General features: G+C 72.2%; 21 protein-coding genes. 12 read left to right on the plus strand and 9 right to left on the minus strand.

Features of this window, described 5'->3' with window-relative positions; translation table 11 throughout:
• Positions 1 to 7: 7 nt before the first annotated feature.
• A complete protein-coding gene (amaP, locus tag ACFVXJ_RS21755) occupies positions 8 to 565 on the plus strand; it encodes an alkaline shock response membrane anchor protein AmaP (protein WP_389663837.1) in 558 nt (185 codons plus the stop codon).
• Positions 566 to 613: 48 nt separating this feature from the next.
• On the opposite strand, the gene ACFVXJ_RS21760 is transcribed toward amaP, so the two are convergent.
• The 5 genes from ACFVXJ_RS21760 to ACFVXJ_RS21780 all read right to left on the minus strand — a co-directional run bounded on the left by ACFVXJ_RS21760 (position 614) and on the right by ACFVXJ_RS21780 (position 4,224).
• Complete coding sequence (locus tag ACFVXJ_RS21760) at positions 614 to 1,369, minus strand: SDR family oxidoreductase (RefSeq protein WP_389663839.1); 756 nt, start codon at positions 1,367 to 1,369, stop codon at positions 614 to 616.
• 10 nt (positions 1,370 to 1,379) lie between these two features.
• Positions 1,380 to 2,168 (minus strand): SURF1 family protein, encoded by a 789-nt coding sequence (locus ACFVXJ_RS21765; protein ID WP_389663841.1) that lies wholly within the window; start codon positions 2,166 to 2,168, stop codon positions 1,380 to 1,382.
• Between the two features lie 51 nt (positions 2,169 to 2,219).
• Positions 2,220 to 2,477, minus strand: coding sequence for a hypothetical protein (locus ACFVXJ_RS21770; RefSeq protein ID WP_136216322.1), 258 nt, complete (start codon positions 2,475 to 2,477; stop codon positions 2,220 to 2,222).
• A gap of 64 nt (positions 2,478 to 2,541) precedes the next feature.
• Positions 2,542 to 3,513 (minus strand): DEDDh family exonuclease, encoded by a 972-nt coding sequence (locus ACFVXJ_RS21775; protein WP_389663843.1) that lies wholly within the window; start codon positions 3,511 to 3,513, stop codon positions 2,542 to 2,544.
• Between the two features lie 75 nt (positions 3,514 to 3,588).
• On the minus strand, positions 3,589 to 4,224 hold the full coding sequence (locus ACFVXJ_RS21780; RefSeq protein ID WP_389663845.1) for a TetR/AcrR family transcriptional regulator: 636 nt from the start codon (positions 4,222 to 4,224) through the stop codon (positions 3,589 to 3,591).
• A 136-nt stretch (positions 4,225 to 4,360) separates the two neighbouring features.
• Between ACFVXJ_RS21780 and ACFVXJ_RS21785 the strand changes: the two genes are divergently transcribed.
• The 4 genes from ACFVXJ_RS21785 to ACFVXJ_RS21800 are packed head-to-tail and all read left to right on the plus strand — an operon-like array spanning position 4,361 to position 8,567.
• On the plus strand, positions 4,361 to 5,158 hold the full coding sequence (locus tag ACFVXJ_RS21785) for an acetoacetate decarboxylase family protein (RefSeq protein WP_389663847.1): 798 nt from the start codon (positions 4,361 to 4,363) through the stop codon (positions 5,156 to 5,158).
• A 1-nt stretch (position 5,159) separates the two neighbouring features.
• Positions 5,160 to 6,044: an SDR family NAD(P)-dependent oxidoreductase gene (locus ACFVXJ_RS21790; protein ID WP_389663849.1), complete on the plus strand. Its 885-nt coding sequence runs from the start codon at positions 5,160 to 5,162 to the stop codon at positions 6,042 to 6,044.
• A gap of 19 nt (positions 6,045 to 6,063) precedes the next feature.
• Positions 6,064 to 7,350, plus strand: a complete 1,287-nt coding sequence (locus ACFVXJ_RS21795; RefSeq protein ID WP_389663851.1) for an amidohydrolase family protein — start codon at positions 6,064 to 6,066, stop codon at positions 7,348 to 7,350.
• Positions 7,347 to 8,567, plus strand: coding sequence for an amidohydrolase family protein (locus ACFVXJ_RS21800; RefSeq protein ID WP_389663853.1), 1,221 nt, complete (start codon positions 7,347 to 7,349; stop codon positions 8,565 to 8,567). The genes ACFVXJ_RS21795 and ACFVXJ_RS21800 overlap by 4 nt, the downstream gene beginning before the upstream one ends.
• 20 nt (positions 8,568 to 8,587) lie before the next feature.
• Here the strand turns inward: ACFVXJ_RS21800 and ACFVXJ_RS21805 are convergent, their stop codons facing one another.
• Positions 8,588 to 11,692, minus strand: a complete 3,105-nt coding sequence (locus ACFVXJ_RS21805) for an NACHT domain-containing protein (RefSeq protein ID WP_389663855.1) — start codon at positions 11,690 to 11,692, stop codon at positions 8,588 to 8,590.
• Between the two features lie 113 nt (positions 11,693 to 11,805).
• Between ACFVXJ_RS21805 and ACFVXJ_RS21810 the strand changes: the two genes are divergently transcribed.
• From ACFVXJ_RS21810 to ACFVXJ_RS21820, 3 genes are read left to right on the plus strand one after another with little or no spacing between them, the layout of a single operon-like run.
• A complete protein-coding gene (locus ACFVXJ_RS21810) occupies positions 11,806 to 12,678 on the plus strand; it encodes a sterol desaturase family protein (RefSeq protein ID WP_389663857.1) in 873 nt (290 codons plus the stop codon).
• Complete coding sequence (locus tag ACFVXJ_RS21815; RefSeq protein ID WP_389663858.1) at positions 12,675 to 13,391, plus strand: lysoplasmalogenase; 717 nt, start codon at positions 12,675 to 12,677, stop codon at positions 13,389 to 13,391. The genes ACFVXJ_RS21810 and ACFVXJ_RS21815 overlap by 4 nt, the downstream gene beginning before the upstream one ends.
• Positions 13,392 to 13,420: 29 nt before the next feature.
• Positions 13,421 to 14,464, plus strand: coding sequence for a zinc-dependent alcohol dehydrogenase family protein (locus ACFVXJ_RS21820; protein ID WP_389663860.1), 1,044 nt, complete (start codon positions 13,421 to 13,423; stop codon positions 14,462 to 14,464).
• Between the two features lie 99 nt (positions 14,465 to 14,563).
• On the opposite strand, the gene ACFVXJ_RS21825 is transcribed toward ACFVXJ_RS21820, so the two are convergent.
• Positions 14,564 to 16,117, minus strand: a complete 1,554-nt coding sequence (locus ACFVXJ_RS21825; protein ID WP_389663861.1) for a S8 family serine peptidase — start codon at positions 16,115 to 16,117, stop codon at positions 14,564 to 14,566.
• 283 nt (positions 16,118 to 16,400) lie between these two features.
• Here ACFVXJ_RS21825 and ACFVXJ_RS21830 point away from each other — a divergent pair, with 283 nt between their 5' ends.
• The 3 genes from ACFVXJ_RS21830 to moaA all read left to right on the plus strand — a co-directional run bounded on the left by ACFVXJ_RS21830 (position 16,401) and on the right by moaA (position 19,558).
• Positions 16,401 to 16,769, plus strand: coding sequence for a DUF485 domain-containing protein (locus ACFVXJ_RS21830; protein ID WP_389663863.1), 369 nt, complete (start codon positions 16,401 to 16,403; stop codon positions 16,767 to 16,769).
• The gene (locus ACFVXJ_RS21835) at positions 16,766 to 18,391 is read left to right on the plus strand and encodes a cation acetate symporter (protein WP_389663865.1); all 1,626 of its coding nucleotides are present in this window, start codon (positions 16,766 to 16,768) and stop codon (positions 18,389 to 18,391) included. Before ACFVXJ_RS21830 ends, ACFVXJ_RS21835 begins: the two co-directional genes overlap by 4 nt.
• Positions 18,392 to 18,568: 177 nt before the next feature.
• Complete coding sequence (moaA, locus tag ACFVXJ_RS21840; RefSeq protein ID WP_389663867.1) at positions 18,569 to 19,558, plus strand: GTP 3',8-cyclase MoaA; 990 nt, start codon at positions 18,569 to 18,571, stop codon at positions 19,556 to 19,558.
• Between the two features lie 79 nt (positions 19,559 to 19,637).
• Here the strand turns inward: moaA and ACFVXJ_RS21845 are convergent, their stop codons facing one another.
• Both ACFVXJ_RS21845 and ACFVXJ_RS21850 read right to left on the minus strand, forming a co-directional pair.
• The gene (locus ACFVXJ_RS21845) at positions 19,638 to 19,910 is read right to left on the minus strand and encodes a hypothetical protein (RefSeq protein ID WP_389663869.1); all 273 of its coding nucleotides are present in this window, start codon (positions 19,908 to 19,910) and stop codon (positions 19,638 to 19,640) included.
• A gap of 138 nt (positions 19,911 to 20,048) precedes the next feature.
• Positions 20,049 to 20,381: a DUF3099 domain-containing protein gene (locus ACFVXJ_RS21850; RefSeq protein WP_389663870.1), complete on the minus strand. Its 333-nt coding sequence runs from the start codon at positions 20,379 to 20,381 to the stop codon at positions 20,049 to 20,051.
• Positions 20,382 to 20,559: 178 nt separating this feature from the next.
• Here ACFVXJ_RS21850 and ACFVXJ_RS21855 point away from each other — a divergent pair, with 178 nt between their 5' ends.
• A complete protein-coding gene (locus ACFVXJ_RS21855; protein ID WP_389663872.1) occupies positions 20,560 to 20,841 on the plus strand; it encodes a GlsB/YeaQ/YmgE family stress response membrane protein in 282 nt (93 codons plus the stop codon).
• Positions 20,842 to 20,874: the final 33 nt, after the last annotated feature.

Genomic DNA, 20,874 nt, shown 5'->3' on the forward strand with positions numbered 1-20,874 from the left:
TGACGCGATGCTCGGGGTGGTGAACCGGGTGCTGCTGGCCCTGATCGGGCTGGCGCTGCTGGCGGCCGGGGGATCCGTGCTGACCGGGTCGTGGCCCCTGGCCGGGCGGCACGCACCGCTGCTGACGGCGCGGGCCCGGCGGGCCCACTTGCACGTCGAGGGCTGGTGGTGGTGGGCGGTGCTCGGCGGGCTGGCCCTGTGCGTGCTGCTGGCGCTGTGGTGGCTGCTGGCCCAGCTGCGGCGTTCACGGCCGGCGACGGTGGCGGTGGACACCGGGGACGGGGCCTACGCGGTGCTGCGGGGACGCGCGCTGGAGTCGGCGGTGGCCGCGGAGGTGGGGGCGCTGGACGGGGTCGCCGGCTGCCGGGTCGCCCTGCGGGGCCGGCGGGGTGCGCCGGCCCTCAGGGTGAAACTGGAACTGGAGCCGCACGCGGTCCCCTCGGACACCCTGGCCGCGCTGGCCGGCCCGGTCCTGGAGCACGCCCGCGCCTCGACGGGCCTGACCCCCCTCCCGACCGAGGCCCGCCTCGGGGTCGCTTCGCACCGCGCGAGCCGGGTCACCTGACGGGCCCGACGACCGTGGCCGGCCGGCCAGGGTCGCCGGGGCCCGGCGTCAGAAGCCGTGGCGGGCGCCGCCGTCCACGGGCAGCATGACGCCCGTCAGGTACGACGCTGCCGGGGAGAGGAAGAACGCCGCCGCGCGGCCGAACTCCTCCGGCGTGCCGTAGCGGCGCAGCGGGATCCGGGCCTCGTTCGCCGCGCGGGAGGCGGCCGCGTCACCGGCGAGGGCGTCCAGCTCCCGCACCCGGTCCGTGTCGATGCGCGAGGGCAGCAGCCCGATGACCCGGATACCGCGCGGGCCCAGGTCCACCGACAGGGACTTCGCGAAGCCGGCGAGCCCCGGGCGCAGGCCGTTGGAGATGGTCAGACCGGGGATCGGTTCGTGGACCGAGCCGGACAGGACGAAGCCGATGACCCCGCCCTCGCCCAGTTCGGCCGCCGCCGCCCGGGCCAGGCGGACCGCGCCCAGGAAGACCGACTCGAAGGCGGCCGTCCACTGCTCGTCCGTGTTGTCCGCCGCCGCGCCCGGGGCCGGCCCGCCGACGCTGATGAGGATGCCGTCCAGGCGGCCGAAGCGTTCCACGGCCGTCGCGACGAGCCGCGCCGCCGTCCGCGGGTCGGAGTTGTCCGCCGCGACGCCCACCGCGTCCGGGCCCAGGGAGGCGGCGGCGGCCACCGCGCGCTCCTCGTCCCGTCCGGTGACGATCAGCTTCGCGCCCTCGGCGGCCAGTTCGCGCGCGGAGGCGTGGCCGAGGCCGCGGGTGGCCCCGGTGACGATGTAGACACGGTCCTTCAGTCCAAGATCCATGCCGGACACGCTACGCCGAGGCGGTCGTCAGCTCCGAGGCGGCCTTCGCCGCGGCCTCGTCGCGGTCCCGCTTCTCCCGGCGCACCAGGATCACCCACCCCACCGGTACCGCCGCGGCGAACAGCCACCACTGCACGGCGTACGCCATGTGCGGGCCGATCGAGTCGTGGTCGGGTTCGGCGACCGGCTCCGGGCTGCCCCCGGCCGGGACCGGCGCGGTGAGCTCCAGGTACCCGCCGAGCACGGGCTTGCCCAGGCGGGCCGTCTGCTGGGCGCTGTCGATCAGCATCACCTGGCGCTCCGGCAGGCCCTTGCGGTCCTTGATGCCGCTATCGCCGCTGGTCTCGTCGGCCTTGAGCCGCCCGGTGACCGTCACCTCGCCCGGCGGCGCCGCCGGCACCGGCGGGTACGCGCCGGAGTCCTCGCCGCTCGCCACCCACCCGCGGTTCACGAGCAGCACCCGGCCGTCGTCCAGCTCCAGCGGGGTGACGACCTGAAAGCCGACCTTGCCGTCGTTGGAGGTCCGCATCCGGACGACCACCTCATGCGCGGAGTCGTACGTACCGGTGGCGGAGACCGCGCGCCAGTAGTCGTTCCGCGGGACGGTGTGGCCGGGGGAGGTCAGTTCGCCCACCGGGACCGGTTTCCCGTACAGGTTCCGGGCGATCAGCTCGTTCTGCGCGACCCGGTGCTCATGGCGGTGGTACTGCCAGAACCCCAGCTTGATCATCACGGGGATGAGGGCGAGGGTGATGAGGGTGAGGCACACCCACTGCCGGGTCAGCACAAAGCGGTACACGCCCACGACGGTACCCCCACCCGCGCGGACCCCGGCGGCCGGGTGGCGTCGTCACGAGGCGCCGGCCGCGCTGCCCACCTTGTCGACGATCCCGGCCTTGCCCTCGGCGCGGGCGCAGTGCGCCCCGCAGTACCAGTGGCCGTCCGCCTCGACGCCCTGCCCGATGATCTGCACGCGGCAGTGCTCGCAGATGGGCGCCATCCGGTGGATGGCGCAGGAGAAGGAGTCGAACACGTGCCGCGCACCGTCCTGGGTCTCCACGTAGAACGCCAGGTCGTAATCGTTTCCGCATACTTCGCAACGGGCCATGCGCCACAGGGTGGGACCGGACCGGTGGCCCGGGGAAGAGGGCGCGTGGCGAGTCGCGCGAGGGTCACCCGTCTGCCGGAGCGACGTCCCGCAGGAGCTGGGTGAAGGCGGCCTCGTCGACCACGGGCGTTCCGAAGGACTTCGCCTTCACGGTCTTCGACGTCGCCGAGTCCGGGTCGTTGGTGACCAGCAGGCTCGTGAGGCGCGACACACTCGTCGCGACATGCAGGCCGGCCTCGACCGCCCGGTCCTCCAGGAGCTCCCGGTCCACGGAGGTGTCGCCGGAGAAGGCGATCCGCATGCCCTGCTTGAGCGGCTTGCCGTCCTCGAACCGGCCCGGGTTGGGGTGCGGGCACGGCGGGCGCTTGCGGGAGGGCCGCCAGCTCGTCGCGCCGAAGGGGCCCTGGTAGCCGACGCGGGGCGCGGCGGGCGAGTCCGACCACTCCGTCAACGGGCGGCATTCCAGCAGGGGCAGCCGGACGCCGTCCCGGGCGGCCGCGTGCAGCGAGGGACGGAACGCCTCCGCGAGGACGCGGGCGTCGTCGAGCGCGTGGTGGGCGCGCTGCTGGACGACCCCGAAGTGGGCGGCGAGCGATTCCAGCTTGTGGTTGGGCAGCGGGAGGTTCAGCTCCTTCGACAGCGCGATGGTGCACAGCCGTTGACGGACCGGCGCCGCCGCGGCGGCCCGGGCGTACTCGCGGGCGATCATCTGCCAGTCGAAGATGGCGTTGTGCGCCACCAGCACCCGGTCCGCGAGGCGACCGGCGAACTCCTCGGCGATGTCCTCGAAGAGCGGGGCGTCCCGGAGCACGTCGCTGGTCAGGCCGTGGATCCACACGGGCCCGGGATCGCGGCGCGGGTTGACCAGGGTGTACCAGTGGTCCTCCACGTTGCCCTGCGCGTCGAGCCGGTAGACGGCGGCGGAGACTATCCGGTCGTCGCGCGCGAGCCCGGTGGTCTCCACGTCGACGACCGCGTACCCCTCGGGGTACGCGGTCGGCCACGTCGTCTCTGCGGTCGTTCGGTCGTCGAGCATGGTCACAGAGGATATCGGCCCCCGCTGACACCCGTGCCCCGATGGTGGCGGGTCGGGCGGCGGAACCGGTGCGGGTCAGCCGCGGCCCGGCGGCTCCGGCGCCAGCAGCGCCCGCGTCAAAGCCCGTACGGAGAGCAGGAACAGCCGCTCCGGGTCGGGCGGCCGGGCCAGGGCGCGCGAGAGCGCCGGGTCGCCGGGCGCCGCGGCCGGGTCCCAGAGCTCACCCTCGGCGGGGGACTGGGCGGGGGAACGCTCGCGATTGCGCTCCACGAGCAGGAAGCCGACGATCTGGAACTGGACGGCCCGCACCGCGTCGGCGGCCCGCGCTCCCCGCAGCCCCGCCGCGCGGACCTCGTGCACCAGCGCCTGTTGGGCGGGCAGGAACATCCGCTCGGTCAGCCCCCGTTCGTGCACCATCGCGATCAGGTGCGGCCGCTCCCGCAGTTCACGGCGCAGCAGCCGGGCCACGGAGACGATCCGCTCGGCCGGGGTACGGCCCGACGGTTTGATCGCGCCCATCTCGCGTACGGTCCGCTCCACGAGGGCGTCGAGCAGCGATTCGCGGTTCCCGACGTGCCAGTAGATGGAGGTCACGGCCGTCCCGAGTGCCGCGGCGAGCCCCCGCATGGTGAGCGCCGCCGGGCCGTGCCGTCTGACCAGGGACGCGGCCGCGTCCAGCACCTCCTCGCGGGTCAGCGAGCTTCGCGCCATGGCTGCGCCGCCAATCTGTCGTTCCGTCAGTTCTCTTGGTCGGGGGCCTTTACCCTTCATCGCCGGCGGTGTAACTGTGTTACAGAGCCGGTGCCGTCCCGGGACGGGGACGACCCCAGAGAAGGGTGGTACACCCATGGCACGCGTACGGTACGGAGCGCGCACGGAAGCCGAGATCGCGGCGTCGCGCGAGAAGAGTTCCCGACTCCCCGACATCTGGTCGACGGGCGTGGTGGCGGTCTGGGAGAGCGACCCGGACGTGATCGCGGCGGTCCTGCCGCCGCCGCTGAAGCCCGCCGAACGGCCCCTCGTCCGGGCCAACATCAGCAAGGTCGACCTGCCCGGATATCCGCTCGGCGCCGGGTCGGTGGCCGTCGCCGCCCGGCACGGCGATGTCGAAGGCTGGTACCCGCTCGTCATGCCGATGACGCACGAACGCGCGCTGATCGGCGGCCGGGAGGTGTTCGGCGAACCGAAGAAGCTGGGCGAGGTCACCGTCGAGCGCGACGGCCTGGTCGTACGGGCCTCGCTCGCCCGCCACGGCATCGCCTTCGTGGAAGTGCGCGGGGCCGTCGACGGCGCCCTGCCGCTGCCCGAACCCACCACCAAGACCGACTTCTACTTCAAGTTCCTGCCCTCGGTCGACGGCGGCGGCCTCGAAGCCGACCCGGTGCTCGTGCACTGCACGCGCAACGAGAAGGTCCGCAGGCTGGAGCACCTCACCGGCGACGTGGTGCTGCGCGAGTCGATGTTCGACCCGGTGGCCGACCTCCCCGTACGCCGCGTCGTGGACCTCACCATCGGCGAGAAGACCACCGACCAGAAGGGCCGCGTCGCCGAACGCGTCAGCGCCCGGGCCCTGCTCCCGTACATCCACCAGCGCTACGACGACCCGCTCCAGATCCTCGACGGGCCGCCCGAGGGGAGCGTGTGAGATGCGCCTCGAACCGGGACAGGTCGCCGTCGTCACCGGCGCGGCCAGTGGCATCGGGCTCGCCATGGCCCGCCGTTTCGCCGCCGAGGGACTGCGGGTCGTCCTCGCCGACGTGGAGGAGGGCGCCCTGCGCGAGGCGGTCGCCGAACTCTCCGCCGAAGGCGCCGACGTACTCGCCCGTCCGGTCGATGTCGGCGAACGCGACTCGGTCGTCGCCCTCGCGGACGCCGCCTACGACGCCTTCGGCGCCGTCCACGTCCTCTGCAACAACGCCGGCGTCGGCTCCGGCGCCGAGGGCCGGATGTGGGAGCACGAGCCCAACGACTGGAAATGGGCCTTCTCCGTCAACGTATGGGGCGTCTTCCACGGCATCCAGGCGTTCGTCCCCCGCATGATCGCGGGCGGCGCCCCCGGCCACGTCGTCAACACCAGCTCCGCCGACGGCGGCATCGCCCCCCTGCCCACCGCCTCCGTCTACGCCGTCACCAAAGCCGCCGTGGTCACCATGACGGAGTCGCTGTACGCCCACCTCAAGGCGGAGGGCACCGACGTCGGCGCCTCGGTCCTCTTCCCCGGACCGCACATGCTGCGCACCGGCCTGTGGGAGTCGCACCGCAACCGGCCCGACCGCTACGCGAAGCAGCGACCGCGCAAGACCCCGTACCGCAGCCTCGACCAGTACGAGGCCGCGATGAAGCGGGCCGGCCACCAGGTGGAGTTCACCCCCGTCGAGGACGTCGCCGAGCACGTGGTCGACGGCATCCGCGCCGACCGGTTCTGGATGCTCCCGGAGAGCGAGCACAGCGACCGGCAGATCCGCGCCCGTTCGCGGTCGATGCTGGAGCGCGCCAATCCCGCCTACCTCGAAAGCTTCATCCTCGACTGAGGAACAGAGGAGCCCTGCCGTGAACGCGTACGAAGACCCGTACCTGATCATCTCCTCCGACTGCCACGCGGGACTGCCGACCGAGCACTACCGCCCCTACCTCGACTCCCGCTTCCACGCCCGGTTCGACGAGTTCCTCGGACAGCAGGGCGCCCGCCGCGAGGAGGCCACCCGCCTCGGGGTCCGCAACGAGGCCTTCGCCGAGAAGTGGTTCCACGACCACGAGGAAGGACTCAAGGGCGGCTGGGACGTCGGTCAGCGCCTCAAGGAACTCGACGGCGACGGAGTGGCGGCCGAGGTCGTCTTCCCCGACGCGGACGCCGTCGACAGCCAGACCGCGGCCCCCTTCGGGGTCGGCCTCGGCCTCTCCGGCGACCAGGACCCGGAACTCGGCATGGCCGGCGCGCAGGCCCACAACCGCTGGTTGGCCGAGTTCGTCTCCGAACACCCCGAACGGCATTGCGGGGTCGCCCTGCTGCCCATCACCGGCGAACCGGCGAAGGTCGTCGCCGAGATCCACCGGGCGAAGGAGTCCGGACTCGGCGCGCTGATGATCCCCTCCATGTGGGTGGACCAGGCTCCCTACCACGACCGACGCTACGACCCGATCTGGGCGGCGGCGGCCGAGACCGCGATGCCGGTCGTCACCCACTCCGGGGCCGCGCCCCGCCACGAGTACGGGGACCACCTCGGCATCTACGTCTCGGAGGTCACCTGGTGGCCGGCCCGCCCCCTCTGGTTCCTGCTCTGGTCCGGGGTGTTCGAACGGCACCCGGGGCTGAAGTTCGGGGTCGCCGAGTCCGGCTGCTGGTGGCTGCCGAACCAGCTGTGGTTCATGGACCGGCTCTACCTCGGCGCGCACGGCGGCAAGAAGCTCTCCCCGTTCGCCGAGCTGAAACGGCCCCCGAGCGAGTACCTGGACCGCCAGGTCTTCATCTGCGCCACGAACACCAAACGGCGCGAGCTGGCCCAGCGCCACGAGATCGGCGTGGACAACATCCTGTGGGGTTCGGACTTCCCGCACCCCGAGGGCACCTGGCCCGACACCCGCGGCTGGCTGCGCAAGACGTTCCACGACATCCCGGTCGGCGAGACCCGCCGGATGCTGGGCCTCGCGGCGGCCGACGTCTTCGGCTTCGACACCGCGAAGCTGGCCCCGCTGGCCCGGCGGATCGGCCCGACCCCGGCCGAACTCGGACAGAGCGCCGACCAGGCGTCGGTGGAAGCCTCCTGGGCCCGCTCCCGGGAGGTGGGCCGGCACTGGCTGACCGGCCACGACTTCCCGACGCTGGGGGTCTCGTCATGACACCGGACCGCTACACGGTCATCTCGGCCGACTGCCACGCGGGCGCGGACCTGCTCGACTACAAGCCCTACCTGGAGAAGCGCCACCACGACGAGTTCGACGCCTGGGCCGCCCACTACGTCAACCCGTACGAGGACCTCCTCGCGGACACCGCGGACCGCAACTGGAACTCCGCCCGCCGGCTGGCCGAACTCGAAGCGGACGGCATCGTCGCGGAGGTCGTCTTCCCCAACACCATCCCGCCGTTCTTCCCCAGCGCGGCCCTGATGGCGCCCGCGCCGACGGCGGCCGAATTCACCCTGCGCTGGGCGGGGCTGCGGGCCCACAACCGCTGGCTGGCGGACTTCTGCGCGGACGCCCCGGGTCGCCGGGCGGGCGTGGTCCAGATCCTGCTGAACGACGTCGAGGAGGCGGTCAAGGAGATCCGCCGCACGAAGGAGGCCGGCCTGACGGGCGGTGTCCTGCTCCCGGGCGCCCCGCCCGGCTCCGGCGTCCCGGAGCTCTACTCCGCGGCCTACGACCCGATCTGGGCGGTGTGCGACGAACTCGACGTCCCGGTCAACCACCACGGCGGCTCGGCGTCCCCGCCCCTGGGCGACGAGCCGGCCGCCCGGGCGGTGTTCATGGTGGAGACCACCTGGTTCTCCCACCGCGCCCTGTGGCACCTGATCTTCGGCGGGGCCTTCCGCCGCCACCCCGGTCTCAGGCTGGTCCTGACGGAGCAGGGCTCGGGCTGGATTCCGGGCGTGCTGGACATGCTGGACTACTACCACGCCCGGCTGGTCGCCGCCTCGGCCACGGCGGAGGCCAAGTTCGGCGCGGGCCTCGCGGAGTCGATGGGCAAGGGCCCCGGCGAAGTCTGGCGCGACAACTGCTTCGTGGGGGCCAGCTTCATGCGCCCCCACGAGGTGCCGCTGCGGGACCGGATCGGGCTCGACAAGATCATGTGGGGCAGCGACTACCCCCACGACGAGGGCACCACGCCCTTCTCCCGCGAGGGCCTGCGCATCGCCTACGCGGGTCTGCCGCGGGCGGAGGTCGCCGCCATGGTCGGCGGCAACGCGGCCCGCGTCTACGGCTTCGACCTGCCCCTGCTGGACGCGGTGGCCGCCAGGTGCGGCCCCCTGGTCTCGGAGGTCGCCCGGCCGCTGACCGAGGTCCCGCCCGAGGCCACCAGCCCGGCCTTCGCCCGCGGCGGCTCGGTCCGCGTCTGGTGACACCGCCCCGCCGGAGCGGCTCAGTCGGCCCAGGTGAGCCGCTCCGGCGCGATCAACTCGGCGCCGGTGAAAGCGGATCTGCGGTCCATCTCGATCCGCAGGGAAGGCAGGCCGGCCAGCGGGGCCAGGTCCACGACATCGGCGCTTTCGACGATCCGCAGCCGGTTCAGCTCCGGCAGGTCCGCCAGGGGTGCCAGCCCGCCGGGGAACCCGCAGCGCAGCAGCATCAGCTCGGTCAGCCCACGGTAAGGGGCGAGCACGCCGAGGTCCACCGACACGGTGTGCCGGATCTGGAGCGAGGTCAGGCCGGTGAGCGGACGCCGCACCGCGAACTGCGCGTACTGCCGCTCCCCGGCGATGGTGAGGTCGCGGATCGCCGGCCAACGATCCAGCCCGTCGAGGGAGAGGCCGCGGGCGCCCTGCCACAGGGTGAGCTTCACCAGTCCTTCGGCCGCGGGGACGTCCCCGATGGCGCGCTCCTTCGGCTCGAAGCCGATCACCAGCGACTGCAGGGTCGGGATGCCGGCGAGCGGCGCCAGCGAGAGCCCGTCCGGGACGTAACCGAAGGCCAGGCTCTCGGGCGTCAGTCCGCCGATCGGCTCGATGCCGGTCAGGCGCGGGCAGTCGAAGACCCCGAGGTGTTCCAGCGCGTGGTGTCCGCCGAGGGCCGCCAGGTCCCCCAGTTCCGGATTGCGCTGGATGACCAGCCAGCGCAGGTCCCGCCGGTCGGTGATCTCCGGCGGCAGCGGCCCCTCCCAGGTGAGGTGCACCCGATGGATGTGCGACAGTCCGCGGAAGGCCGTGAGCTGCTCGGGCGTGCGGATGTGCAGGTGGGCGACGTTCAGGGCGGTCCCCGCCAGGACGGCGTCCGCGTAGTCCCCGGTGGGGAAGCGGCCCCAGGACTCGGACAGCTCGTGGCCCACCTCGTAGCGGTCGTCGCGCCGGAAACCGGCGATCACCTGGAGCGCCCGCTCCCCGCCGATCAGCGCGGCCGTGCGCACGGTCGCCGCGGCCTCCTCCTCGCCGAGGTCCACCGGCTCCGGCAACAGCTCCAGCACCAGCTCGCCCGCCTCGGCCAGTTCCTCGGCCTCGGCCCGGCTGCGCGGCGGCAACAGGCGCGCCGTGCGGGTCTGTATGTCGGCCCGTACCCGCGGGTCCAGCTCGGGCGCGTGCTCCAGGCAGGCCGCGGCCAGCAGCACCAGCCGGCTGCGGTCCCGCTTCACCTTGTCCGCGCGCCGCAGCAACTGGGTCAGCATGCGGGCGCGTTCGTCGGGACGGGCGTGCCCGACGGCCATCCGGACCACGTCGTCCCAGGCGTCCTCGTGGGCGTTGCGGACCAGCACGCCGAAGTCCCGGGACTCCACCGCCGCCTTGGCGCCCAGGTAGTCCTGGAAGGTGCGGTGCACGAAGTGCACGGAGCCCGGTACCGGTTCGCGCAGCAGCCCGCTGCGGATCAGCAGGTGCGTGAACACCCGCTCGGTGCTGCCCTGCGCCCGTACCTGCGGCATCGCGTCGAGCCATTCGTCCAGCATCTCCACGACGTCGTCACGGGCCGCCTCCACCTGCCCGTTGCGGATGAGCCAGTACGCCAGCCGCTGGAGCAGCGCCGTCTGCTCGTCCCGACCGAGGTGGACGCCTTCGACCCCCGATACGTCCCGTTCGGTGTCGCGGCGGACCAGCAGCATGTCCAGTGCCGCGTCGTACAGTTCCTTGCGGGCGCGGGGCAACCGCATCCGCCGGTCCCGGTTCAGCGCGCACAGCAGTGCGCACATCAGCGGGTTCGTCGCCAGCCGGCCGAGGTCGCGCCGGGAGCCCACCGACCGGATCAGCGTCCGCTCGAAGGTGTCGAGCCGCGCCCGCTCCTCGGCGGAGCCGCACTCCTCGCGCGCGGAGTCGTGCCAGTGCGTGATGAACGCCCGTACGTTGTCCCGCTCCATCGGCACCAGTGACAACGGGGCGAAGCCCTGGCCCGTGAGCCAGTCCTCCGGCACCGCGGACGGGCGGGTGGTCACGATGTACCGCGCCTTGGGGAAGGCCGCGATCAGCGAGCGCAACCACGCCTCGGTCCGGTCGCGCAGCCTTTGGGGCACCTCGTCCACGCCGTCGACCAGCACCAGGGCCCGACCGCTCGCCAGGAGGCCCTCGGTCCAGCCGGGCGGCGCGGTCAACGGCACGCCGGAGGCGCGGAGCCAGTCCTCGGGGACGGGCAGCGCGTCGGAGGCGTGGAAGGAGCGCAGCCGCAGGACGAAGGGGACCAACGTGTTCCAGTGGGCCGGCTGTCGCCGGAAACTCCGGCGCGCCGCGTTCAGGGCCAGCCACTGGACCAGGGTCGACTTGCCGGAACCGGCCGGCCCGCGCAGCAGCACCCGGTCCGAGCCGGTGATCGCCCGCTCCGCCTCGACGGTGGTCCGGTCCGAACCCGGCTCCTCCGACAGCGGGTCGCCGGTCACCGCCAGGCTGATGTAGGCCACGTCCAGCGGCCACTCCCGACGGCTCCGGCCGAGGGTCAACCCGTAGAGCTGGAGGCGGCCGTGGGCCTCGGCGACGTACTGGCCGTACCGCTGCTCGAAGTGGGCCTCCTTCGCCTGGGGAAGATCGGCGGGCTGCTTCTCCAGCCGCCGCAGGGTGCGCTCCAGTCGGCCGGTGCGGCGGATCAGTTCCAGGTCGGCACGGGCCGCGAAGGCCGGGAGGGTGGTGGCGTACTCGATCACGTGGAGGCAGCACAGGGCGGCCAGCCGCCGGTAGAGGGCCTCGGCCGGCTCGCTCAGGCCCGGTGGGGGCGGGGGCAGCGCCGAGGCCAGGGCCGCGGGGTCCAGGTCCGCGGCGAAGAGCGCCGCCAGGTCCAGCGGCCCCAGCGCGGCGAAGGCGTCGGCGACCGCGTCCAGGGCGGCCAGGCGTTCGTGGTCGGGCAGCCCCGCGGCTGCCCCGCCCAGGCGGACGGCCAGCGCGTTCACCAGCTTCCGCATCTCGGCGTCGCCCAGTTCCACCGGTCGGCGCCCCGGCGCGGCGGGCGCGGCCGGGTCGGACGTCAGACCCGCCCCCGGGGCGCGGGTCAGGAGCGACTTCACCAACGTGCTCGCCGCCGTACCCGCCACACGCAGGAGCACTGCCTCGAACCCGGTCACACGGCCTCCCCACCCTGGCCGACCAGTATGCGCGGTACCCGCGGTAACACGGTCGGATACCGATCGGTAACAACCTCTAGCGGCGCCCCCACAGGCGCCTTTATGGTGCGGGCATGCCGAACCTGCCCGATGTCGTGCTGTGGTCCATACCCGCCTTCGTGCTGCTCACCGTCGTCGAGTTGGTGAGCTACCGGCTCCATCCCGACGAGGACGCCGCCGGGTACGACACCAAGGACGCGGTCACGAGCGTCACCATGGGGCTCGGCAGCATCGGGTTCGACCTGCTGTGGAAGATCCCGGTCGTCGCGGTCTTCACGGCGGTCTACGAACTGACCCCGCTCCGCGTGCCCTTCCTGTGGTGGACCGCCCTGCTGATGCTGCTCGCCCAGGACTTCCTCTACTACTGGCAGCACCGGCTCCACCACGTCATCCGCATCCTGTGGGCCTGCCACGTGGTGCACCACAGCAGCCGCAGGTTCAACCTCACCACCGCCCTGCGCCAGCCCTGGACCAGCGCGACCACCTGGTGGTTCTACCTGCCGATGGTCGCCCTCGGCGTCCACCCGGCCGCTATCCCCTTCTGCTACGGGCTCAACCTGCTCTACCAGTTCTGGGTCCACACCGAGCGCATCGGAAAGCTGCCGCGGGCCTACGAGTACGTCTTCAACACCCCCTCGCACCACCGCGTCCACCACGCCTCCCAGGGCGGCTACCTCGACCGCAACTTCGGCGGCATCCTGATCGTCTGGGACCGGATGTTCGGGTCCTGGGTGGGGGAGACGGAACGGCCCGTCTACGGGCTCACCAAGAACATCGACACCCACAACCCGCTGCGCGTCGCCACCCACGAATACGCCGCCATCGCCCGCGACGTGCGGGCCGCCCGCACCTGGCGCGAGCGCGCCGGACGGGTCTTCCGCGGCCCCGGCTGGCAGCCCGCCCCGGCCGCCACGCCCGCCAAGTCCCCGGCGGAGCAAGCCGCGTGAGCGCCACCGAGTCCCGTACCCCCTCCTGGGCCCGCCCCGTACCGGACGACACCCGCGGACGGACGCTGCTCGCCGCCTTCGCCGCCGCCGGCGTGCTCGACCTCGCCGCACTGCTCGCCGGTTGGCACCTCGGGCACGTCCTCGCCAAGCCGCTGCTGATGCCGCTGCTCGTCGCCTACATCTGCCTGCGGCGTCACGGGGGCCTCCGCGCCCCCCGGCTGCTGGTCGCGGCCCTGCTCTTCGGGTGGGGCGGGGACCTGGCGCTGCTCTTCGACGCCCCCGCCGCCTTCCTGATCGGCATGGGCTCCTTCGCCGCGGGCCACGTCTGCTACCTCCTGCTCTTCGGCCGGGGCGCGACGCGAGCCGCGCTCGGATGCGCGTACGCCGTGGTGCTCGTCGCCGCGGTCGCGCTGCTCTGGAACGACCTCCCGGTCGGGCTGCGGGTGCCCGTCGCCGGGTACAGCCTGCTGCTCACCGCCATGGCCTGCCGCGCCGGCGTCCTCGGGCCGCGCGCGGCGATCGGCGGGGCGCTGTTCCTGCTCTCCGACACCCTCATCGCCACCGGCGTCGCCGAGTGGCCGCAGCCGCCCCGCCCGGACTTCTGGATCATGGCCACCTATCTCGCGGCCCAGTACCTGCTGGCCACGGGCGTCATGGCCACGGGCGCACCCGCCTCCCGGCAGGCGTACGGTAGGTCAGTCATACAAGACTGAACCAACTTGATCCGGAGGGCTGCACCACCATGCGTGCCACCGTCATCCACGCCCCGCACGACATCCGCGTGGAGGAGGTGCCCGACGCTGCGATCCAGCGCCCCGAGGACGCCGTCGTCCGCGTCCTGCGTGCCTGCGTCTGCGGCAGCGACCTGTGGGCCTACCGCGGCGAGGCCGCGCGCGAGCCCGGCCAGCGCATCGGCCACGAGTTCCTCGGCGTGGTCGAGGAGACCGGCTCGGCCGTGTCCGGCCTGCGCGCCGGCGACCTCGTCGTGGCCCCCTTCATGTGGTCCGACGGCACCTGCGACTACTGCTCCGAGGGCCTCTACACCTCCTGCGTGCACGGCGGCTTCTGGGGCTCGGTCGGGCACGACGGCGGCCAGGGCGAGGCCGTCCGCGTACCGCACGCCGACGGCACCCTCGTGAAGCTGCCCGCCGACGCCGCCTCCGACGACCACCTGCTGACCGCGCTGCTGGCGCTGTCCGACGTCATGGGCACCGGCCACCACGCCGCCGTGGGCGCCGGCGTCCGCAAGGGCTCCACGGTCGCCGTCGTCGGTGACGGCGCGGTCGGCCTGTGCGGCGTCCTCGCGGCCAAGCGACTCGGCGCCGAGCGGATCATCGCCCTGGGCCGGCACACCGCCCGTACGGACATCGCGAAGCTGTTCGGTGCCACCGACATCGTCGCCGAGCGCGGCGAGGCCGCCGAGGCGGCCGTCCGCGAACTCACCGGGGGCCAGGGCGCCCACTCGGTCATCGAGGCCGTCGGCACCGAGCAGTCCATGCGCACCGCCGTGAACATCACCCGCGACGGTGGGGCCATCGGCTACGTCGGCGTCCCGCACGGCAGCGGCACCGGACTCGACCTCGGCGTGATGTTCGACCGCAACATCACCCTGCGCGGGGGCGTCGCCCCGGTGCGCGCGTACATCCCGGAGCTGCTGGCGGACGTGCTGAGCGGCGCGATCGACCCGTCGCCCGTCTTCGACCGGGCCGTCAGCCTGGACGGGGTGCCGGACGGCTACCGCGCGATGGACGACCGCAGCGCCCTCAAGGTGCTGATCACGCCCTGACACGCGGTGCACGGACCGCGGGGGCCGGCCGGGGAACACCCCCGGCCGGCCCCCGCGGACGTTCCGCGCCGGCCCGTGGCCGAATGTCCGACCGCCCGGTTACTTGACGGCCTTGAGCGCGTCCACCACGCCGTAGCCGTAGTAGCCGGTCTGCCCCCACTTGCTCTGGCAGGTGGTGGCGTCGATCAGCGCGCCCGCGTCGTCGTAGATCTTGTCCGGGCAGGCCGTCTTCGTGGCCTGGGCCTTCAGCATCGCCTGGAGCTGCGCCGGCGTGGCCGTCGGGTGGGCGCTCTTGAGCAGGGCCGCGACGCCGGCGACGTGCGGGCCGGCCATCGAGGTGCCCTGCTTGTAGCCGTAGCCGCCGCCCGGGAGGGTGGACAGCACGCGGCCGTTGGCATCCGGGGTGTCCGGGATCTGCCACTTGTCGCCGCCGGGCGCCGCGACGTCGATGACGCCGAGCCCGTAGCTGGAGTAGTAGGAGCGCAGGCCCTTGTCGCCGGTGGCCGAGACGGAGACCACGCCCGGGAGTTGCGTCGGCAGGTCCAGGCAGTCGTGCGGGTCGATCGTGCGCGGCGCGGGGGTCCCGTCGTCCGGACTCGTGTCGTCCACGATCGAGTGGGACGCCAGGTCCCAGTTCTCGTTGCCGGCGGACGCCACGTTGAGCACGCCCTTGCGCTCCGCGTACTTGCTCGCCCGACCGAGGGCCTCCACCAGCGCCTTCTGGTCGTCGTCCGACTTGCAGTTGAAGTACCAGGGGTCGACGTAGTAGCTGTTGTTGGTCACCTCGATCCCCTTCTCGGCCGCGAACATGAAGCCGCAGACCACCGCTTCGGTGTAGAAGAGGCTGGTCCCGGGCTCGCTCACCTTGATCGCGGCGACCTTCGCGCCCGGCGCGACACCGCTGACCCCGATGCCGTTGCGCGCGGCGGCGATGGTGCCCGCCACGTGGGTGCCGTGGTCACTGCCGTTCGGGTACGGGCGCCACGCGCCGTCCGTGGTGTCGGCGACGCCGCCGACGCAGTTGGCCGACTGGCTCTTGGAGAAGTTCGGGGCGAGGTCCGGGTGGGTGTCGTCGATACCCGTGTCGATGACGCCCACGGTGACGTCCGGGCTGCCGGCGTTGATCGCCTGCGCCTGGTCGGCCTTGATCGCCCGCAGGTCCCACTGGTTGGGCTCCAGCGGCTCCTGCCCCGGCTGCGCGGTCGCCGCCGCCTTGGCCGCGTCCGCCGCGCTGAGGCGCTGCGTGGTGCCCTCCTCGGTGGTCTGCACCGTCGCGAGGGGGGCGGTGCGGGTGGCGCCGACCGACACGAACAGGCCGCGCTGGGCCCGGAGCTGCTTGGCGAAGTCCGGGTTCTGGGAGTGGGCGACGATCACCCCGATCTGCTCGTAGGAGATCACCACCGTGCCGCCGGCCCGCTCGACGGCCTTCCTGGCCGCCGTCACGGTGGCGTACGTGTTCAGGTTCGCCACGTACGACAGCTTGGGCCCGGACGTGTCGGCCTTCGCGCCGGCCGCCGCGTCCGCCGTCGTCCCCAGGGGCGCGGCGGAGGCCGCGACCGAGGGCAGGAAGGCGAGCGAGGCGGTGAGGGCCAAGGCGGCCGGTACGGCGAGACGGCCGTGCCTCTTGGGGGATCGTGACCCCAGCTGAGCCATGGGTTCTCCACATCATCCGTGAAAGGGCCGTCCGCGCGCGGTCGCGCGGGACGGCGGGTTCATGACAAGCGAACCTAGTGCCGGCCGTCACCTTTGCGCCATCAGTTCGAGGAATCGGATGGAAGAGGCGCGGCGGGGAACGGGGCGCGGAAACGGAACGCGTTGAACCGTCCCGTCGCGCGAGCCGTGCCGTTGTCAGGGGGACCGGCGTTACCACCCCCCACACGGAGGTTGTTGTGTCCGTACCCGCCCCCTCGCACCCGCGTCACAAGGAGAGCCCCCGGTGACAACCCAAGCAGCGGCCCAGCCGCCCGGCGGCGTGGAACCACGTCCGGCGCCCCCCACGGCCGAAGCGTTCGAACGCGTCCAGCAGAGCCCGGAGTTCGCCGAACTGCGCCGCTCCCACCGCTCCTTCGCCTTCCCGCTCACCGTCGCGTTCATCGCCTGGTACCTGCTGTACGTCCTGCTCTCGAACTACGCGGGCGACTTCATGGGAACCAAGCTCTTCGGCAACATCAACGTGGCCCTCGTCCTCGGCCTCGCCCAGTTCGCGACGACCTTCCTCATCGCCTGGCTCTACTCGCGCCACGCCGCCACCGCGCTCGACCCCAAGGCGGCGGCCATCAAGGCCCGGATGGAGGCCGGGGAATGAGCACACCACTGCACCTGACGGTCGCCGCGGGCGCCACCGAGCACCGTCCGCTGATCATGACCCTGTTCGGGCTGTTCGTCGTCGCCACCCTGATCATCACCATCTGGGCCGGCCGACAGACGAAGGACGCCGCCGACTTCTACGCCGGCGGACGCCAGTTCACCGGCTTCCAGAACGGCCTGGCCATCTCCGGCGACTACATGTCCGCCGCGTCCTTCCTCGGCATCGCCGGGGCCATCGCGCTCTTCGGCTACGACGGCTTCCTCTACTCCATCGGCTTCCTCGTCGCCTGGCTGGTGGCGCTGCTGCTCGTCGCCGAACCGCTGCGCAACTCCGGCCGCTACACGATGGGTGACGTCCTCGCCTACCGGATGCGCCAGCGCCCCGTCCGGACCGCCGCCGGCACCTCCACCATCGTCGTCTCGATCTTCTACCTGCTCGCCCAGATGGCGGGCGCGGGCGTACTGGTCTCGCTGCTCCTGGGCATCACCAGCGACGGCGGCAAGGTCGCCGTCGTCGCCCTCGTCGGCGTCCTGATGATCCTCTACGTGACCATCGGCGGCATGAAGGGCACCACCTGGGTCCAGATGGTCAAGGCCGTCCTGCTCATCGCCGGCGCCCTGCTCGTCACCTTCCTGGTGCTGCTGAAGTTCCACTTCGACATCTCCGAACTGCTGGGCAAGGCCGCCGAGAACAGCGGCCAGGGCGCCAAGTTCCTGGAGCCCGGCCTCAAGTACGGCAAGGACGGGATGACGAAGCTCGACTTCATCTCCCTGGGCATCGCCCTCGTCCTGGGCACCGCCGGGCTGCCCCACATCCTGATCCGCTTCTACACCGTGCCCACCGCCAAGGCCGCCCGGAAGTCGGTCAACTGGGCCATCGGCATCATCGGCGCCTTCTACCTGATGACGATCGCCCTCGGCTTCGGCGCCGCCGCGCTGCTCAAGCGGGCCGACATCCTCGCCTCCAACAAGGCGGGCAACACCGCGGCCCCGCTGCTCGCCCAAGAAGTCGGCGGCGGCGCGGGCACCACCGGCGGCGCCGTCCTGCTGGCCGTGATCTCCGCCGTGGCCTTCGCCACCATCCTCGCCGTGGTCGCGGGCCTCACCCTGGCCTCGTCCTCGTCCTTCGCGCACGACATCTACGTCAATGTCATCCGCAGGGGCAAGGCCACCGAGAAGGAGGAGGTCCGGGCGGCCCGCTGGTCGACCGTCGTGATCGGCGCCGTCGCCATCGGCCTCGGTGCCCTCGCCCGCGACCTCAACGTCGCCGGCCTGGTCGCCCTCGCCTTCGCCGTCGCGGCCTCCGCCAACCTGCCGACGATCCTCTACAGCCTGTTCTGGAAGCGCTTCACCACCCGGGGCGCGCTGTGGTCCATCTACGGCGGCCTGGTCTCCTCCGTCGTCCTGGTGCTGTTCTCCCCGGTGGTCTCCGGCAAGCCCACCTCGATGTTCAAGGACGCCGACTTCTACTGGTTCCCGCTGGAGAACCCCGGCATCGTCTCCATCCCCCTCGGCTTCCTCCTCGGATGGCTCGGAACCCTCCTGTCGAAGGAGGAGGCCGACCCCAGGAAGTTCGCGGAACTGGAGGTCCGCTCCCTGACGGGAACAGGCGCGCACTGAAATACTCCAGACATCCGTCGTGGCCGTGTCGTATTTCCCTACGACACGGCCACGTCGCGTCTCGTTCATTCGGGCACCACAACAAGTCACAGGCGTCGCGTAGGCTCGAAAGCAGCGCACACATGTCTCATCCGAGCTGCGCGACCTCTATGAACCGGACAGGGGAGGGGGCCCACAGTGCTTCTCGACACCTACGGCCGCGTAGCCACTGACCTGCGCGTCTCACTCACCGACCGGTGCAACCTGCGGTGCACCTACTGCATGCCCGAAGAGGGCCTGCAGTGGTTGCAGAAGACGGACCTGCTCAGCGACGACGAGATCGTCCGGCTGATCCGTATCGCGGTCACCCGGCTCGGCATCACCGAAGTCCGCTTCACCGGCGGCGAACCGCTGCTGCGGCCCGGTCTCGTCGGCATCGTCGAGCGCTGCGCCGCCCTGGAGCCGCGGCCCATGATGTCGCTGACCACCAACGGCATCGGCCTCAAGCGCACCGCACAGGCGCTCAAGGCCGCCGGCCTGGACCGAGTGAACGTTTCGCTGGACACCCTGCGGCCCGAGGTGTTCAAGACCCTCACCCGCCGCGACCGCCACCACGACGTCATCGACGGCATGGCCGCCGCCCGCGCGGCCGGCCTCACCCCGGTGAAGGTCAACGCGGTGCTGATGCCCGGCCTCAACGACGACGAGGCCCCCGACCTGCTCGCCTGGGCCGTGGAGAACGCCTACGAGCTCCGCTTCATCGAGCAGATGCCGCTCGACGCCCAACACGGTTGGAAGCGCGACGGGATGATCACCGCCGGTGACATCCTCGCTTCGCTGCGCACCCGCTTCACCCTCACCGAGGAAGGCGCCGACGAGCGCGGCTCCGCCCCCGCCGAACGCTGGCTCGTGGACGGCGGTCCGGCCACCGTCGGGGTCATCGCCTCCGTCACCCGCCCGTTCTGCGGCGCCTGCGACCGCACCCGCCTCACCGCCGACGGCCAGGTCCGTACCTGCCTCTTCGCCACCGAGGAGTCGGACCTGCGGGCCGCCCTGCGCTCGGGCGCCCCGGACGAGGAGATCGGCCGCCTGTGGCAGGTGGCGATGTGGGGCAAGAAGGCCGGCTCCGGCCTCGACGACCCGAGCTTCCTCCAGCCCGACCGCCCGATGTCGGCGATCGGCGGCTAGCCGCCCCACACGGCACGAGGCCCCGTCCGGCGACCGGACGGGGCCTCGTCACGTTTTCCGGCACGGCTGTGGCGCGTCTCTAGCGCTCGCGCTCCGAGCCTTCCGGTCGGACCCAGTCCGCGAGCTTCACGACGTCCTTCAGGAACCCGCGCACGCCCAGGAACTGCGAGAGGTGCTCGCGGTGCTCCTCGCAGGCCAACCACGTCTTGCGACGCTCCGGCGTGTGCAGCTTCGGGTTGTTCCACACCAGGACCCAGACCGCCGCGGCCCGGCAGCCCTTGGCGGAGCAGGTGGGATCGGCGCCGGGCGTGCCGGTGTCCGGATCGGGGGAGTTCGCATCAGGGGAGTTCACAGCCTCAACCCTACAAACGGAAGGGCGACGCCGAGCAGCCACGGGGGGAGCTGCCCGGCGTCGGTCCGTCGCTCCGACGGGGGATGCGGAGCGCGTAGGCAGTATGTCACGCAGGACCCGGTGCGGTGCACCGGAACTTCATGATTGATCTGAGGTTTTCTTGAGGTTTCCCGCCTCCAGTGCCGGGTGCACAGGGGCGGGCAGGAAGGCCGAGGGCAACGACGGCGCCGACTCGCGTCCCGCGTTGGCGATGACGACCGCGACGTAGGGCAGCAGGGCGCCCGCCACCAGCGTCACGATCGCCACAGGACGCTCCACGTTCCACAGGAAAACCGTCGCCAGGACCGACAGGGTCCTGATCGTCATGGAGATCACGTACCGGCGCTGCCGGCCCCGGACGTCCTCGCTGAGGCCCATCCGCGCGCCGGTGATCCGGAAGACCTCGGCCCCGTTCCGCTTCGACCGTTCCACGCTCCACCACCCGATCCACCCGCCGGGCACTCCCGGCCCGGACCCTTCCACCGTACGCCGCCGACATCGGGTCGAGGAGAGGGGGTGTCCCCCGAATGGCGCCGTCGGGCATGCGACCCCCGCGGCGCGGGCCGAGACTGGCCGCACCTGCGCACCACGCGCCACGAGGAGGCTCGACATGCATTGGTTGTGGGCGATCATCGTCGGTTTGGTACTGGGGCTGATTGCCAGGGCCATCCTGCCGGGCAAGCAACACCAGCCGATCTGGCTGACCGTGATCTTCGGCATCATCGGAGGCGTCCTGGGCAACGCCGTGGCCACGTGGATCGGTGTGCACGACACCAAGGGCATCGACTGGATCCGGCACCTGCTCCAGCTCGCCGGCGCCGTCCTCATCGTCGGACTCGGCGACATGATCTACATGTCCCTGCGGGGCGACCGACGGCGTCAGACGACCTGACGCGGACCCGGCGCCTCCCGGGCGCGACGAAGG

Origin of the sequence: Streptomyces sp. NPDC058279 (assembly GCF_042881255.1) — a bacterium.
Taxonomy (GTDB): domain Bacteria; phylum Actinomycetota; class Actinomycetes; order Streptomycetales; family Streptomycetaceae; genus Streptomyces.

What these genes read in the sequence shown, in the direction of transcription:
- amaP (WP_389663837.1), top strand. Translation starts at nt 8, where the DNA reads ATGCTCGGGGTGGTGAACCGGGTGCTGCTGGCCCTGATCGGGCTGGCG.
- ACFVXJ_RS21760 (WP_389663839.1), bottom strand. Translation starts at nt 1,369, where the DNA reads ATGGATCTTGGACTGAAGGACCGTGTCTACATCGTCACCGGGGCCACC.
- ACFVXJ_RS21770 (WP_136216322.1), bottom strand. Translation starts at nt 2,477, where the DNA reads ATGGCCCGTTGCGAAGTATGCGGAAACGATTACGACCTGGCGTTCTAC.
- ACFVXJ_RS21775 (WP_389663843.1), bottom strand. Translation starts at nt 3,513, where the DNA reads ATGCTCGACGACCGAACGACCGCAGAGACGACGTGGCCGACCGCGTAC.
- ACFVXJ_RS21780 (WP_389663845.1), bottom strand. Translation starts at nt 4,224, where the DNA reads ATGGCGCGAAGCTCGCTGACCCGCGAGGAGGTGCTGGACGCGGCCGCG.
- ACFVXJ_RS21785 (WP_389663847.1), top strand. Translation starts at nt 4,361, where the DNA reads ATGGCACGCGTACGGTACGGAGCGCGCACGGAAGCCGAGATCGCGGCG.
- ACFVXJ_RS21790 (WP_389663849.1), top strand. Translation starts at nt 5,160, where the DNA reads ATGCGCCTCGAACCGGGACAGGTCGCCGTCGTCACCGGCGCGGCCAGT.
- ACFVXJ_RS21800 (WP_389663853.1), top strand. Translation starts at nt 7,347, where the DNA reads ATGACACCGGACCGCTACACGGTCATCTCGGCCGACTGCCACGCGGGC.
- ACFVXJ_RS21810 (WP_389663857.1), top strand. Translation starts at nt 11,806, where the DNA reads ATGCCGAACCTGCCCGATGTCGTGCTGTGGTCCATACCCGCCTTCGTG.
- ACFVXJ_RS21820 (WP_389663860.1), top strand. Translation starts at nt 13,421, where the DNA reads ATGCGTGCCACCGTCATCCACGCCCCGCACGACATCCGCGTGGAGGAG.
- ACFVXJ_RS21825 (WP_389663861.1), bottom strand. Translation starts at nt 16,117, where the DNA reads ATGGCTCAGCTGGGGTCACGATCCCCCAAGAGGCACGGCCGTCTCGCC.
- ACFVXJ_RS21835 (WP_389663865.1), top strand. Translation starts at nt 16,766, where the DNA reads ATGAGCACACCACTGCACCTGACGGTCGCCGCGGGCGCCACCGAGCAC.
- ACFVXJ_RS21855 (WP_389663872.1), top strand. Translation starts at nt 20,560, where the DNA reads ATGCATTGGTTGTGGGCGATCATCGTCGGTTTGGTACTGGGGCTGATT.